At 53.8% G+C, this 15333-nt stretch carries 11 protein-coding genes; 5 read left to right on the plus strand and 6 right to left on the minus strand.

Annotation, left to right across the window (positions count from 1 at the left end; translation table 11 throughout):
* The first annotated feature begins 652 nt into the window (after positions 1–652).
* Both QEH52_RS20740 and QEH52_RS11410 read left to right on the plus strand, forming a co-directional pair.
* Positions 653–793 carry a GIY-YIG nuclease family protein gene (locus QEH52_RS20740; protein WP_425609286.1) on the plus strand — a complete coding sequence of 47 codons (141 nt, stop codon included), beginning with the start codon at positions 653–655 and terminating at the stop codon, positions 791–793.
* A gap of 323 nt (positions 794–1116) precedes the next feature.
* Entirely contained in the window at positions 1117–1407 is a 291-nt protein-coding gene (locus QEH52_RS11410; protein WP_308950569.1) for a transposase, read from the plus strand.
* Positions 1408–1793: 386 nt separating this feature from the next.
* On the opposite strand, the gene QEH52_RS11415 is transcribed toward QEH52_RS11410, so the two are convergent.
* Together QEH52_RS11415 and QEH52_RS11420 are read right to left on the minus strand one after the other, a co-directional pair.
* Positions 1794–2243, minus strand: coding sequence for a hypothetical protein (locus tag QEH52_RS11415; protein WP_308950570.1), 450 nt, complete (start codon positions 2241–2243; stop codon positions 1794–1796).
* Positions 2244–2342: 99 nt separating this feature from the next.
* The gene (locus QEH52_RS11420; RefSeq protein ID WP_308950571.1) at positions 2343–5456 is read right to left on the minus strand and encodes a M16 family metallopeptidase; all 3114 of its coding nucleotides are present in this window, start codon (positions 5454–5456) and stop codon (positions 2343–2345) included.
* 154 nt (positions 5457–5610) lie between these two features.
* On the opposite strand from QEH52_RS11420, the gene QEH52_RS11425 reads away from it, so the two are divergent.
* From QEH52_RS11425 to QEH52_RS11435, 3 genes are read left to right on the plus strand one after another with little or no spacing between them, the layout of a single operon-like run.
* Positions 5611–6762, plus strand: coding sequence for an efflux RND transporter periplasmic adaptor subunit (locus tag QEH52_RS11425; protein ID WP_308950573.1), 1152 nt, complete (start codon positions 5611–5613; stop codon positions 6760–6762).
* On the plus strand, positions 6759–9827 hold the full coding sequence (locus tag QEH52_RS11430) for an efflux RND transporter permease subunit (protein WP_308950575.1): 3069 nt from the start codon (positions 6759–6761) through the stop codon (positions 9825–9827). Before QEH52_RS11425 ends, QEH52_RS11430 begins: the two co-directional genes overlap by 4 nt.
* Entirely contained in the window at positions 9824–11299 is a 1476-nt protein-coding gene (locus tag QEH52_RS11435; protein ID WP_308950577.1) for a TolC family protein, read from the plus strand. The genes QEH52_RS11430 and QEH52_RS11435 overlap by 4 nt, the downstream gene beginning before the upstream one ends.
* 76 nt (positions 11300–11375) lie before the next feature.
* Here QEH52_RS11435 and QEH52_RS11440 read toward each other — a convergent pair whose 3' ends face one another.
* From QEH52_RS11440 to QEH52_RS11455, 4 genes are all read right to left on the minus strand, one after another.
* Positions 11376–11852: an MOSC domain-containing protein gene (locus tag QEH52_RS11440; RefSeq protein ID WP_308950578.1), complete on the minus strand. Its 477-nt coding sequence runs from the start codon at positions 11850–11852 to the stop codon at positions 11376–11378.
* Positions 11853–11960: 108 nt separating this feature from the next.
* Positions 11961–13859: a 1-deoxy-D-xylulose-5-phosphate synthase gene (gene dxs, locus QEH52_RS11445; RefSeq protein WP_308950580.1), complete on the minus strand. Its 1899-nt coding sequence runs from the start codon at positions 13857–13859 to the stop codon at positions 11961–11963.
* Between the two features lie 7 nt (positions 13860–13866).
* On the minus strand, positions 13867–14106 hold the full coding sequence (xseB, locus tag QEH52_RS11450; RefSeq protein ID WP_308950582.1) for an exodeoxyribonuclease VII small subunit: 240 nt from the start codon (positions 14104–14106) through the stop codon (positions 13867–13869).
* An 8-nt stretch (positions 14107–14114) separates the two neighbouring features.
* Positions 14115–15290: a phosphotransacetylase family protein gene (locus QEH52_RS11455; protein WP_308950583.1), complete on the minus strand. Its 1176-nt coding sequence runs from the start codon at positions 15288–15290 to the stop codon at positions 14115–14117.
* Positions 15291–15333 lie beyond the last annotated feature (43 nt).

Below are 15333 nucleotides of genomic sequence, written 5' to 3' on the forward strand. Positions count from 1 at the left end.
GTCGTCAGAATAACCCAATGCCTACGGATTGACAACTGTTGAATCGATCCCCCCGCGCGGTAGCGCGGCTTAGTTCAACAGTGTTATATCATTCACTCAGTGAATGATAACTTGGGTTGGTGTTTTATTTGATTGTGAGGTTGTTTTCGGTGTAACCGTTTGATTTGTATCGCTGAGGCTCTAGTCCTGTCGTGGGATTGCGGTTGAATGGATGGACATTAGATAAGTCAAAACTATGTGTAATATCAAGATTTTGTTTCCGACGATTCGTGCACTCAGCGGTGGTTTTTGAATCGAGTGAATGATAACACTTTTTATGAAAAAAGGACTTACGCTACTATGTTGATTTGTAAGTTGCTATATCTGAGGTAATTAGGTGATTTTAAAATGCTGTAAGTAGATGTTCCGTTTCCGGCGATTCGTGCACTCAATGAGTTTTTGCTTGCTAGTGGGTGAATGTTTGAGCACTGGCAGGTTTGTTGTGAAAACCATACATTTCCCCCGTTGGGCTGAGGTATTGGCCGCGTAAAAAGGCTTCGCCTCACCACGTAAAGAGCAGAGCTCGCGTGGCAGGCGGCGGTTATTCTTTTAGGGATGATCGGTTATGTTCTATGTTTACGTGCTGCAGCCTCAACTCGATTAGGGGCTTTACATCGCTTATACTGGCAATTTGCGTCGCCGTCTATTTGAGCATAATACTGATGAAGCAAAAGCGACTTCTTTTCGAAGACCTTGGAAGCTCATTTATTATGAGGCGTATGTGCTGGAAGAGGTATTATACCGTTTAACATAAATATTGCGCATCTTTGTATATTAGTCATGTTGACTGTATGGCAAACCGAAAACTAGGAACTCAAGCCGATCGCCAGCGTGTGCGGTCGTTGATAAAAAAGAGAAGGATGGCCTGACAGCTGAGCGCTGGAACACACTGGTTGAAGCTAGGGACGAACTAGAGCGCCACTTCTTTGGCATCCTTAAAAACCTGCCTGTCAGTGGGAAAAAACCTGTAAAGGTTTGGTTTGCTGATGAGAGCCGATACGGCTTACTCCCTAACCTCCGGAGACTATGGACGAATAAAGGCCAGCGCCCACATAAGCGTTGGAAGAGCGAATACAAGTGGAGCTACTGCTATGGGACGGAGCCGGCTTCCATCCCAAGGATAGCTTCCACGAGCAGGTTCCCTCAGGTGTGCACGTCGTGTTGCTGCCACCCTACAGCCCAGAACTGAACCCAATCGAAAAACTTTGGGATCTGATTCAGGATCATACCTCAAATAAACTATGGCCGACCATCGAAAGACTCGACCAGGTCGTTGCTCTCCATCTCAAGGACTGGTGGGAAGATCCGCAGCGCGTCATACGCTTATTTGGTAATGGTTGGATACGCGCTTCAGCAAACGCTACGTGAGGTCAGTACATGCGCATTAATTATGAGAGTCGGTATTAGAGGTGGCCGATTCCGTGCGTGCAGAGCAGGTGCGGAGACCTGCGTTCCCGGGGGTGTCGGGATGCAATCCATAGTATCCTAACACGTTCGAACTCACATGTGCTGCGGCACAGTTATGCGCCGCATCTACTAGAGAATGGCACGAATATTATTCAGTCAATTGCCCATAGGGCAGCCATTGGCTTCACCCCTTTGGGGCTTGCGCCATCTCCGCGCTATTGCCCTGCGTGATGTCCGTCGTAGCTTTAGCGAAGGTGAAAGCCTCTAGGCGAAGCATGGGGCCAAAACTGAACGTCGAATATTTTGTGGCGCCATGCGACCGGGATTCGTGCTGAGAGGGGGGGATTTTACTCGACCTTTTCGGTTGGGATCTTGTTGGGGCAGGTGACGGCCAAGACGGGTACTTTGGTTTTGATCCAGACGTTTTGCTCTTTGAATAGTTTAGCGGGCACGGCTTCGCAGGCTTCTCCAATGGTCTCGACGGGCATGCGGCGGCCTTTGGGGGTGGTGTTGAATTCGTAGGCGGCACTGATGATGCGCTCGGGGGCGACTGTTACGCCATCGTCTTCGGGAATTTGCACGACCCAACCGGTGAGGTCTTTGTCTTTGAGCTCGTCTTCGGGGTCGGAGATGAGGATGGAGAATTGCTTTTTGATGGGCGGAGGGCGGTTTGCTTTTTCTTCTTCTTCGGCTTTGAGCTCCATCTCAATTTCTTGCATGATCTCGTTGACCTTACGCACGTCGGGTTCGTTGCGTTGGAGAATGAACTTGAGGGTTTCTACGTCGATTTTAGCCATGTGAACTGTGTCTGGTGTGAAAGTGAATGGGGCTTCGAGCGAATGCGTCGAAACTATGAATGAAAATTGGATGCTGGGAAAGCTATGTCTGTGAGTCGATTATTTTTCTCTTTGAAAGAGGATTTTGCCGCTGGGTAGAGCGTCGGCAATTACTTTTGAAGATTCAATGAAGTTGTATTCGCCGGTGTCTCCCCAGTCCCAAGTCTTACCTACGATGTAGTGACGCAGTGGCAGTTCGTCTTCGATGGGGGCAATATGCACGGTGTCAGCGGCGGTGCTGATGACTTGCGCAGCCATCGTATCGGGGGCTCGGCTTAGTTGAGAGAGTACGACGATGCTTTCCTGGGTGCGGTAGATGCGTTCAATCTGGATACGCCAGCCGGCGTCTGGTACGTCGAGTCTCACGGTGATGGCTTGTTTTTGCTCGCTGGAGGGGGCTGTTGTGTTTTCGTTTTGTTTGGCAAGTGAGCCTGCGACGACTTCAGTGAGTTTTGTGGGATCGAAGTATTTTTTTATGGCTTGGTTTACGTCTTGTGCGGTGAGCTGGCGTACGCGAAGCGGATAGGTGTCGATGTAATCGGGGGCAAAGCCGCGTTGCATAAAACTGTGGACTTGTCCGGCAACGCTACTGGTGGTGGAGAGGCCGACGAGGTAGGAGCCGGTGAGGGTTTCGATTGCGGCACGGACTTCTTCTTCGCTGACGCCTTGGTCATGCCATTTTTGGACGACTTCGTGGGCGGCTGCGAGCCCGTCGTTGAGCATGCTGGGGGCAAAACTGGCAGAGAGGACCCAGTTGCCGGGAGTTAGGATGTCGCCTTCGTGGCCAGTGCGAATGCTGTAGGTGAGGCCGCGGTTTTTACGGACTTCTGTCATCAAGCGTGAGTGAAAGCTGCCACCGAGGATGTAGTTACCGACCATGAAGGGGAGGTAGTCGTCGTCGGTGCGTTGAAGTTTGGTATTGTAGCCGAAACGCACGGCGACACTGGTCTTATCTTCAATATAGATGCGCTCGTTCTGTTCGTCGTTTGCGAGTTGTGTGGTGTCGAGTGGGGGGGATTTGCTGCCTGCGTTCCAGCCTTCGAAGGCATTGCCGACGGCGGCTTTGAGTTGTTCAAAGTCGATGTCACCTGTGAAGATCAGCGTCATGGACTCCGCGCCATAATGCGCTTTATGAAATGAGGCAAGGTCTTCGACGCTGGTGTTTTCGAGGTCGTTGAGTAGTTCTTGGATGGGGGTGCTATAGTTTATGTGATCGCTTGGGTAGAGTTTGCGTGAGAGTTGGGCACTGGCACGGTAGTCGGGGTTGTCGATCGCTTGTAGGAGGCCTGCTTTTTGGCGGTGTTTTAGATTTTCTAGAACTTGGGGGTCAAATGCGGGGTTGCGCAGTTGGTCGGCGAGTATGTCGAGGACAGAGCCTGCGTCGGCGCGCAGAAATTTACCCGCAAAATTGAGGTTTTGTGCGCCTGAGCTGAAGCCGATGTCGGCACCCAGTGTATCGAGTTTTTCTGCGATTTGAAAGCGGTCTTGGCGGGTGGTGCCTTTATCGAGCATGGCGGCGGTCAGGCTGGCACGCATAGGTGCGTCGCTAGGGCTTAAGCTGTCGCCTGCGGCGATGCTGCCAACGAAGGATACAACATTGTCGATGGGCATATCGATGGCGATGAGCTCGATGCCGCCGATTTGGGCACGTTGCATGTGGCTGCTGAAATCTACAATCGATTCTGACTTTGAGCCGTGGTTACTGTGTGCGTCCTGGTCTGCATCTGCGCTGTGATTGAGTGGGCCGAATAGAGCGGGGTCGCGATAGTAACGTGGGCCAGCAATTGAATTGGTTTGGGCCGTCAGTGAGTTCATGACTTGGGGGACAAACCAGCCGGTGGTGCTGCGTTGCTCGACAAAATATTTGGCGGCGACTTGTTGCAGTGTATCTGTGGACACTGCTTGAATTGCTTGCGGGAGTCGTATGTAGGTGGACCAGTCGCCCATGGCGATGGCGTCATTGATTTGGTCGGCGATGGCGTAGGGACCGTCGCGGCCATAGACGGTGCTGGCATGAATGACGGATTTTGCGCGTGCGAGTTCGTCTTTGTCGACACCACCACTGATGAGTGATTCGATCTCATCGAGAATGATGGCTTCAACTTCGGCGTGGGTGGCCTCGGGCGTTAAGTAGGCTCCGAAGATGAATAGGCCGGGGTCATTGAGCTGTGGTGCGTAGGTAAAAGTGGCGCTGGCCTTGCCATTGTCTTCAAGCGCGCGGTAGAGGCGGCCGGTTTTGTCGGCGCCGAGGATTTGCTGTAATACGCTGAGTGCGGCCCAGTCTTCGTGGCGGCCTTCGGCCACTTTGTAGCCAATCATGACGACACCGACTTGTCCGGCGCGCTGGATCGTGACGCGGCGTGGGCCGATCTGCTCGGGCTCAGTGGTTTCAACGCTGGGTATCGGCTGGGGCGCTGGGGGGACGGCTCCGTAGTGGGTGGCGATCGCTGCAAGTGTTGCCTCTTTGTCGAAGCCGCCGATCACGGTGAGCACTGCATTTTCAGGCCAGTAGAAGGTGTCGTAAAACTCGCGTAGTTTTTGTGGTGTTGTGTTTTCGATATCGGAGTGCCAACCAATGGTGGGGTGCCCGTAAGGGTGGGCCATGTAGGCGGAGGCGAAGAGTTCTTTAATTAATGTGCTAACGGGGCTGTTTTCGCCGCGCTCGTATTCGTTGCGCACCACTGTCATTTCTGAGTCGAGGTCTTCTTGGCGGATTAGCAGCCCACGCATACGGTCGGCTTCCAGCTCGATGGTCATGGGGACGTATTCGCTCGGCATGGTTGCGTAATAGTTCGTGCGGTCGAACCATGTGGTGGCATTGGAGCGCGCACCGATACGTTCCATCTGGCTGGAGTACTCGTTGCCGTCTACGCTATTAAAGCGTTCGGTGCCCTTGAACATCATGTGTTCTAAAATATGGGTGGCTCCAGTGGTGCCGGTGACTTCGTTGCGTGAGCCGACCTTATAGGTGACCATTACGGTGGCGACTGGCAGACCTTCGTTGGGCATTAGCAATATGCTAAGACCGTTGGACTTGAGGCGGTATTCTTCAATACCATCTAAGGTTTGCACGGGCTCGATCCCTGCTGGCAACTGGGGTGTCTTTTGGGCGGAAGCTTGCAGGCTGACTACAGTCGCAAGGCAGAAAAGGAGGGGGATTTTTAAAAATCTCATAAATATTCGTGTATTGTCAATTTGTAGGAGTCAATGTTCCACGAGGGGGATGACAAGTGTAGGTCCTATTTTTTTTGAGAATTCCTATTTGTTCAATTGCGTTGGGAATGTTATTTTTTAGTAGTGCGTCACTTCGAACACGAAACTTTCTAATATGATTTTTTATCCTTTCATTCTAGCAATTTGCTGCATCAGCTTATTTTTGACTGCTTGTGGTGATGCCGAGCTGTCGACACGTCAGAGTGTGCGGCCAGCTGCGCCGGTAGAGGTGGCTGCGATTGAGCGAGGCTTGATACGTGAGTTGCGGGTCTTCAGTGGTGCACTTGAAGCGAGCGCTTCTTTTCCTGTTTCGCCCAAGGTGAGTGGTTTAATCGAGCAAATATATGTAGATATCGGCGATACGGTGGAGCAGGGGGCGGTGGTGGCCCGTTTGGATAATGCGGAGTATAAACAAGCCTTAGCGAAATCGCAGGCGGACTTATTAGTGGCGCAGGCTAATTTAATGGAAGCGGAGAGCCATCTTAAGATTGCTCAGCGAGCGATGGAGCGCGCGCGGGTGTTGCGCGACCGTGGTGTGGCCTCGGAGGCGGAATTTGACATCGCGCAGAGCGATTTACTGGCAGCGCAGGCGCGGCTAGAGGTGCTAAGGGCGCAGATTCAAGGTGCAGAATCTGCGGTGCAATCGGCGCGTATCCAACTGGGATATACTGAAGTGCGTGCGATGTGGTCGGGAGATGCCTCTACGCGTGCAGTGGCTGAGCGTTATGCGGACGAAGGTGAAACGCTCAATGCGCTGTCGCCTTTGTTACGCATCGTCGATGTAGATCCATTGACGGGGGTGTTTTTTGTATCTGAAAAGGATTATCCGCAATTGTCGGTGGGGCAGCAGGTTGATTTGGAAACGGATGCTTATCCGGGTGAAATTTTCACAGCTTCAATCCAGCGTATTGCACCAGTCTTTCAGGTTAGTTCTCGTCAGGCGCGTATTGAAATTACAGTGCCTAATGCAGAACTTCGGCTCAAGCCAGGCATGTTTGTGCGTGCTAAAGTGGTGGTGCGTGAAGTCGAACAAGCGCAGATTGTGCCGGATGTGGCGCTGGTCACACGTTCAGATTCGAAGGGTATTTTTGTGGTGGGGCAGGACGGGGAGACTGCGCGCTGGCGGCCCGTGCAGACGGGCGTGCGCGAGGGCGATCGTATACAGGTGATCGCTGAGGACTTAGCGGGGCCGGTTATTGTGCTGGGCCAGCAGTTAGTTGAGGACGGTTCACCGATTTCACTTGTTAGCTCTGATCTTACGGAATGAATTTACCGCGTCACAGTGTCCGCCGCCCCATTTTCACCACGATGGTGGCTCTCATCCTGATCGTGTTGGGCGGCGTCTCCCTGAGTCGGATACAAATCGACCTGCTGCCTAGTATCGAGCTGCCGACGGCGTCTGTGCGGACTGAGTATGAGGGGGCCAGTCCCGAGGTGATCGAGCGCTTAATTACGCAGATTATTGAAGAGATCGTGGCCACCGTGCCCGGGGTGGAAGAAATTACCTCCACTTCCGAGGAGGGGCGCAGTAATGTGGAGGTGACTTTTGTTTGGGGGACTGACCTCGATGCGGCTGCGATCGATCTGCGTGCGACAATCGAGGATGAGATCAGCGAGTTGCCTGACGATATCGTGCGGCCGCGCATTAGTAAGTTTAGCATCAATAGCTTTCCTGTGGTGTTGATTGGAGTTTCGAGCCCTCTCGACCCAGTTGAATTGACCCAATTGATTGAGGATCGTATCCGGCATCGCTTTACTCAAATACCGGGGGTGGCGCAGGTTGATTTCTGGGGCGGCTTTCCGCGAGAAGTCCGAGTCGAACTATACCCGGAAAAAATTAATGCCTTAGGTTTATCGCTGAATGAGATTTTGAGCACGTTGCGTGATGCCAATCTCGACTTGCCAGCGGGGCAGATTGAGGAGGGGCGTTACGAAGTAACCTTGCGCGCGCCAGCACAATTCGAGACGGTGGATCAAATTCGAGATACGGTGCTGGTCGTGCGTGACGGCGCCGCAGTTAAAGTGGGGGATGTCGCCGATGTGCGCGATACTTATGAGAAGCTCACTCGTATGATCCGTGTGAATGGGGAGCGTGGTGTGCGTATCGCGATTCGCAAGCAGTCGGCCGCCAATACGGTGGAAGTTTCACGCCAAATTTTGGAGGAAATTGACCGGATCAACGAAGAGTTTCCACAAATGAAGGTGGTGCCCGTGATCAATCAGGGCAATTTTATCGAGCGCTCCATCGAAAATGTCGCTCGTTCGGTCGTATATGGTGGGGGCTTGGCCGTGTTGATCTTACTGTTCTTTTTACGGAATATCCGCAGCACTTTGGTCATCGCGGTCTCGATTCCAATCTCTATTATCGCCACCTTTTCGCTGATTTATTTTGGTGGTCTGACAATTAATTTAATGACCTTGGGCGGCTTGGCGCTCGGTGTAGGCATGATGGTGGATAGTTCGATCGTGGTGTTGGAAAACATATTTCGCCAGAGAGATGAGCAAAAGAAGAATCGAGTCGACGCTGCTGCGGAGGGAGCTTGGGAGGTGGCGCCGGCGATTTTAGCTAGCACGATTACCACTCTAGTCATATTCTTGCCGATTGTATTCGTGCAAGGCGTCTCGGGCTTATTATTTCGTGAGTTGGCCTACGTCATCTGTTTTTCACTGGTTTGTTCCTTGCTGCTCTCTTTGAGCTTGGTGCCGATGCTGTCCTCGCGACTACTCAAGCCTGCAAGTGAAGAAGGCGCGTCCGCGGCCTGGTTGGTAGGTTTGAAAGATCGGGCCACGCAGGCCTTCGAAAGAATGAACCAATGGTATTTGGCGCTGCTGGAGTCGGCGCTGCAGCATCGAATCGCAGTGGTCGTCAGCATGGTGATTTTACTCGGCTTAAGTTTGTTCATTGTGCCGTTCTTAGGCAGCGAGTTTTTGCCGCCCAGTGATGAAGGAGAGGTGCGGGTGACCGGGGAAATGGAAGTTGGCACCAGATTGGAGTTGCTAGACCAGCAGACCCGGCTGTTGGAGTCGCTGGTATATCCTGCAGTGCCTGAGGCAATCTCGACGGTGGCTTCGGTGCGTGATAATGTTGGAGAGATTCGGATGTCGCTGGCACCGGCTGCCGAGCGCGAACGCTCGAATGTGGAGATTGCGGAAGATCTACGCCGGGCGATCGACGGCAAGGTGCCGGGGATGAAGATACGCACGCGTGCGCCTCAAGGGCAGTTCTTACTCGAACGCATTATCGGGGGCGACGAGGGCGTGACAGTGGAGATTCGTGGTTTCGAACTCGATATTTTAGAAGCACTCTCTGGAAAGGTCGCGCAAGCCATCGAAGGGATTGATGGAATTTCAGACGTGGATCGCAGTTTTGATGCGGGCACGCCGCAGCAAGAGATACATATCGATCGGCAAAAGGTGGCCGATCTCGGCTTTACGCCGCGCGACATCACCGAAGTGATTGAAACCGCGATCGCTGGTTCGCGTGCGGGCAACTTCCGCAGTGAGGGCAACTCCTACCGTATACTTGTGCAATTAAAAGATGCCGAGCAGCGCAGTTTGGATGAAGTTTTAAACCTCACACTTCGAACTGCAGATGGGCAAATGGTGGTACTGCGCAATTTAGTGAGCACAGTGAGCAGCCGCGCGCCGTTGGAGATCACGCGCAAGCATCAACAGCGGCAAGTCACCGTTTCAGCCAACGTGGCTGGCCGCGACTTGGGCTCCGTCGCAGAAGAAATACAAATTGCTTTAGACGGAATACCGCGGCCTGATAATTACGAGCTCAACATTTCCGGCAGCTTCGAAGAACAGCAAGAAGCTTTTCGCGAGCTCTTGGTGGCCTTACTTATCTCGCTATTGCTAGTCTACATGGTGTTGGCCTGCCAATACGAAAGCCTGCGCGATCCGTTGGTCGTGATGTTGTCGACCCCCATGGCTGCAATCGGGGTGCTGTTGACACTTTGGCTGACGGATACCACTCTCAATTTACAGTCCGGCATTGGTTGTATCATGCTGGGTGGCATCGTCGTGAACAACGCCATCTTGCTCGTCGACCAAGCCAGCTCCCTTGGGCGAGCGGGCGGTTATAGCCTACATGCAGCTGTGGTGGAAGCAGGCCGTCGGCGCTTTCGTCCTATTTTAATGACCACTCTGACTACAATACTAGGTTTGCTGCCTCTTGCGTTAGGAATCGGAGAGGGCGCTGACGCGCAAGCACCCTTAGCACGTGCAGTGGTCGGCGGCTTGATCGGGTCGACTTGTATCACACTCATTCTGATACCTGTGGTTTACACTCTGGTGCACCCAGAAAATGAAAAGATGAAGCCATCATGATACGTTTCACTGTAACTACTTTATGGATATTGGCGGCTGGCGCCTTGTATGCTCAATCTGAATCGAGTTGGGGCTTGAGTGTAGAAGAGGCGGTCATCAAAGCTCTGCAAAACAATCGAGAACTACGTGTGCAGCAGTTAGTTCCTGTTATCGCGGGAGCCTTTGAGAAAATTGAGCGTGGCGTCTACGATCCAGAGCTTTATGCCAGCTTTGAGCATATCGAAGAAATTGCTTCTGAAACCTCGCGCTCGACGGGAGGGCAATTCTCAGTGGAAGGTGATGATGTCGAAGCGGAGCTCGGTTTGCGTCAGCGTTTGCCCTTTGGCACGGAGCTGGAAGCTTCGGTTGCCAGCACTCGCAGTATTTCCAATCGTGCGCCCGAGCAGCAGCAAGCTCGCTATGGACTCAGTATTACACAGCAATTATTGAGAGGCTTCGGGACTACGGTGAATTTGGCTTCCTTGCGTCAGGCCAAGCTGGATACACTTGCCAGTCAATACGAGCTGGCTGGCTTCACCCAGGCCTTGGTCGCTGAAGTCGAGACTGCTTACTGGAACTTCGTGGCCGCGACCGAGGCCATTGCTGTTTTTGAGCAGTCGCTAGAACTTGCGCAGTCGCAACTCGACGAGATCGAGTCGCGGATCGAAGTGGGCAGTCTTTCCAAAAATCAAGCAGCCGCGGCGCGGGCCGAACTCGCCTTGCAGCAACAAAGTCTGATCGATGCTCAGAGTGAGCGCAGCCAGCGACTCTATGAGCTGATGCGCCGCATCTACCCCGATTTGCCAGTGGAGCAAGTCTTACCTCTGCAGGCCACCAGTTTGCCCGATATAGACTCGAGCTTGCAGGCGGACCGTCAGGCACACATACAGCTGGCGCTACAAGCGCGCCCTGAGATCGAAGAGGCCCAGCTGCGGCTGCAACGTGAGCAGCTAGAGACCGTCGTGACGCGCAATGGGCGCCTGCCCCAGTTAGAGCTGTTTATCAACCTCGGGCATTCCGGTTATGCGGATAGTTTTCGCCAGAGCTTTCGTGAAAATGATGGCGACAATCATGACTATACCGTCGGCTTCGAATTTAGTCAGGTGCTGGGGCAGCGAGCCGCGCGTGCTCGTGATCGCATCGCGCAGGCCCAGACGGAGCAGGCCGAGCAGGCACTGGCTAATTTACGCAGCCTAGTGCGCTATGATGTGCTGCTGGCGCTTAATGAGCTCGAGCGTGCGCAGAAGCAGGTAAGCGCTTCGGCTGTGACTCGAAGCTATAACGCTCAAAGCCTGGCGGCCGAAGAAGATCGTTTCGAAGTCGGCAGTGGCACCTCGTTGGATGTCGCACGTGCGCAGCGCGATCTGGTGCAGAGTCGCATTGCCGAGATTCAGGCGCGTGTCGCCTATTTGATCGCCAAGGTGGAGCTCTACCGTGCCGATGGTAGCCTACTCGAGCGGCGCGGTATTCGCTTGGGGGGCGAAGGGGACTGATTTAGAGCACACATACATTTAAGTCGACGCACTGATGGGCCATTTCAAGAGGCAGTCGAACTAAACGCAGAGTGTTCTAGCACGCATGCGGTTCTGCGCCATCACAGTGTAAAGTTCCGTGACTTAGGATGCGCGCGCGCAGACCACCAAAGCCTTTGAGCGCTTCGTGCACCCCCGGGGCAACCGCTTCGTCCATCCAGTAGCAAGGGCGGCATTCTTCACTGCCTTCAAATTCGATGCCTTGTAGGCTAAAGCGCTGGCCGATCAAAGTGTTGAGGTCCACCCCGGAGCAGAGGACATTACGTCGAAACCATGCAGGATCCAATGCCGGGCAATCAAAGTCACGGCGGATACGTTGGTAGACCGCCCAATCAAAAAAGGTAATTTGCCCCTTGTAGTCCTCTTTGTGCTGAAAATAGCGATCCCCGCGCAGGCCCGCCCCCGCGACACATTCGACCGATTCGACTTTTTCGATTCCGTGCTGTAAGCGGCCCTTGCCGTGGCGCCCTACGAAGTCGTGCCCGGTTGAAATATAGATCGCGTGAATTTGCATAGGAGAGGTAGTGTGCGAAGGGGAGCCCAGTCTCAATGACAGAAATAAACTTTTTAGAGGGGCACCGAGTATTGAACCGAAAATCAGTGAACCGGAATGCCCGTTGGCCTACTGCTTTAGCTCGCAGAGGGCTGCGTGTTTCGCCAGCACGCGCTCTAGGATTGCGTTAGGGCTGAGTCCGTTCTCTTCGCGTAACTGGGCAACGGAGCTGCCGTGCTCAATGAAGCTATCGGGCCAGCCGATGCGTTCGACGGGGCAGTTATATAGATTGGCTTCTTGCAAAGCTTCCATAACTGCAGTGCCGAGGCCACCTGTGATGACGTTGTCTTCCATCGTTACGATTAGGCGGGTGTTCGGGGCGGATTGTGCGAGAAGTTCAGTGTCTAGTGGTTTGAGGAATCGGGCGTTGACGACGCCGGCTTGGATGCCGTGCTCACTGAGGCGAGCGGCGAGTTGTTCGGCGTCTTGGACCATGGAGCCGATGGCCCAGATATCGATGTCGTTACCGGTTTGCAGTCGTTGTGCTTTACCGATTTCCAGAGGTGTGGGAGTCTCTTTGATGGGGGTGCCGCGTGCGTTGCCACGTGGATAGCGAATAAAGGCGGCCCCTTGATAAGCGAGGCCAGTGGCCATCATATCGGCGAGTTCGTCTTCGTTGGCCGGGGCCATGATCACGACCTCGGGTACGCAACGTAAGTAGGAGAGGTCGAAGAGGCCATGGTGAGTCGCCCCATCGTTGGGGGAGAGCCCTGCGCGGTCCATGCAGAAGAGCACGGGAAGCTTCTGCAGAGCTACATCGTGAATGATCTGATCGTAGGCGCGCTGAAGAAAAGTAGAGTAGATTGCGCAGACAGGATGATAGCCAGAGGTGGCCATCCCCGCGGCGAAGAGCACGGCATGTTCTTCGGCGATGCCGACATCAAAGAACTGTTTGGGCAGGGCGTCTTCTAAAATGTTAAGCCCAGTGCCTGCGGGCATGGCGGCCGTGATGCCGATGACGTTTTCGTCTTTTTGCGCCAGTTTGACCAAAGTGTGGCCCATGACGTCCTGATACTTCGGGGGGGTGCCAGGTGCCGAGGGGGCGCCTTTGCCAGTTTTGATATCGAAGGGGCTGGCGCCGTGGAAGCGCTCAGGGTTTTGGATGGCGACATCGTAGCCGCGGCCTTTTTCGGTGAGCACATGTAGCAGGACCGGCTGTTCTGCGTTTTTGGCAAAGTCTAGGTAGTGCTCGACTTGTTTTTGATCATGCCCGTCGATGGGGCCGATGTAGCGGATGCCGTATTGCTCAAAAATTGAGGAGGATACGAAGAAGTCCTTGGTCTCTTGTTTCCACTTTGAGCCGAGTTTGATGATGGACTCGCCGCCGGGCATCTTTTGCAAGAAGCGCTCGATATCGTCATTAAGACGATTGTAGGCGGGGGTGGTGATGAGCTCGTTGAAATAGCGGGGCAGGGCGCCTACGTTTTTGGCGATCGACCACTTATTATCGTTGAGTATGATAATGAGGCGCTTGGTGGAACTGGCGACGTTGTTAAGGGCCTCCATGGTGATGCCACAGGTGAAGGCGGCATCGCCGCAAAGGGCGACGACGTGTTCATCGCTGCCGCGCTGGTCGCGTGCACTGGCCATGCCGAGTGCGGCGGAGAGGGCGGTGCCTGCGTGGCCGGCGCCAAAGGCGTCGTGGGTGCTTTCTGCGCGTGATAGAAAGCCGCTGTAGCCATCGCTGGTGCGAATGTGGTCGAAGCGGGCGTCGTTACGTCCTGTCAATAGTTTGTGTACGTAGCCTTGGTGGGCGACGTCGAAACAGAAGCGGTCCTCGGGCGTATTAAAGACGCGGTGCAGGGCGATCGTGAGTTCAACTACGCCGAGGTTCGGGCCGACGTGGCCGCCGTTTTGGGAGGTTGTTTGAATGATTCGATCTCGGATCTCCTGAGCGAGTTGCGGGAGTTGTTCGGGATCGAGGTTCTTGACGTCGGCGGGCGACTGTATCCGTTCTAGTAGGGACATTAGGTAGTTATTTTTCGCTGGAGTCGTCGAAGGTTTCGAGTTCGCCCGTTTTGATGTTGAGCTGTTCGATTTTAAGTTCGGCTTCTTTGAGTTGTGCTTGGCACTGTTTGAGTAGTTTGGAGCCTTCGCCGAATTTGGCGACTAAGTCGGCGAGTGGAGTGTCGCCGTTTTCCATGGCTTCGATGAGTGCTTCGAGGCGCTCGACGGATTGCTCGAAAGTGGGTTCTTCTGTTTTTTTGGCGGGCATAGTGGTGCTTAGTCCTGAGAGTCGAAGGCGTTTTGGATGACGGCTAGGTCGATGTTCTTGGTGATGAGGTCTTTAATGACGGGGATCTTATCTTTGTCGCTGGGCTGTGTCTTGACGGTCATACTGTTGACGCGGGAGGCGACTTTGTAGCTGTCTTCGGCACAGAGCACGACCGGGATTTCTGTCTGCGCGATCATCTCCATCAGGCGTGGGTGTGGCAGTATGCTGCGGGTGAGGATGATGCCGGCGATCGAGGTGCCAATGCCGATGCTGGCGGAGGCGATGGCGGAGAGGATGATGTCTTCGCGGTCACCGGGAGTGATGATGAGCACACCTTTGTCTAGGTGCTCGACCAGTCCTTTGGCAGCCATGGCGCCGATGATGACTTTATCGATACGGTTATTACAGCCGGCGGATTTTCCATTGAGCCAGCGTCCTTTGGTTTCGTCGACTACCTGCTGTAAGTTGGGCTGAGTGAGCATACACTCGTGTGGAATGCAGCCGAGTAAGGGGATGTTCATTCGGTCCAGCGCGATGCGACAGTATTTCTCAACCATCTCGATCTTGTCGGGCTCTACCTTGTTAATGATGGCGCCAATGATTTGCACGCCGGCGGCTTCGAAAACTGCTTTATTGAGTGCGATTTCGTCGATGGGGCGACCGATGCCTCCGCGCGCGACGATGATCACTTTTGCATTGAGTCGTTTAGCCACGTCCGCATTGGAGAGGTTGAATACGGAGCCCACGCCCGCATGGCCAGTGCCTTCGATTATAATATAGTCGCGCTCGAAGGCGGCGCGGTCGAAGGCGCGGCACATGCTGTCGATTAATTCCGCATGGTTGGCATCGGGATTGTCGAGGTAGTCGCGGGTGAAACTGTGATGAATCACGAGTGGACTCATCGCATGGATCGGGGTCTTTACATCGAAAATCTGGTTGAGCAGGATGGAGTCTTCATCGATTTGGTGGCCTTCGACCTGTAAGAAGCGCTGGCCGACCGGTTTGATAAAACCCACCCGCTCGGTGATGCTACGCAGTGCGGCAAACAATGCCAAACTGGTGGTGGTCTTCCCATCATTCATACGAGTCGCTGCTATAAATATGCGCTTGGTCGTCTTGTTGCGCGGAGCAGTCAAGATTTCCGTGTCGTCGGGCTCGGTGAAATGTTTCTTGGGAGACGGCATAATCTGGTATGTGTGGTGAAGGCTTTTGGCTACAGTGAAGAAC

The organism is Thalassobacterium maritimum, assembly GCF_031127805.1.
Classification (GTDB): Bacteria; Verrucomicrobiota; Verrucomicrobiia; order Opitutales; family Coraliomargaritaceae; genus Thalassobacterium; species Thalassobacterium maritimum.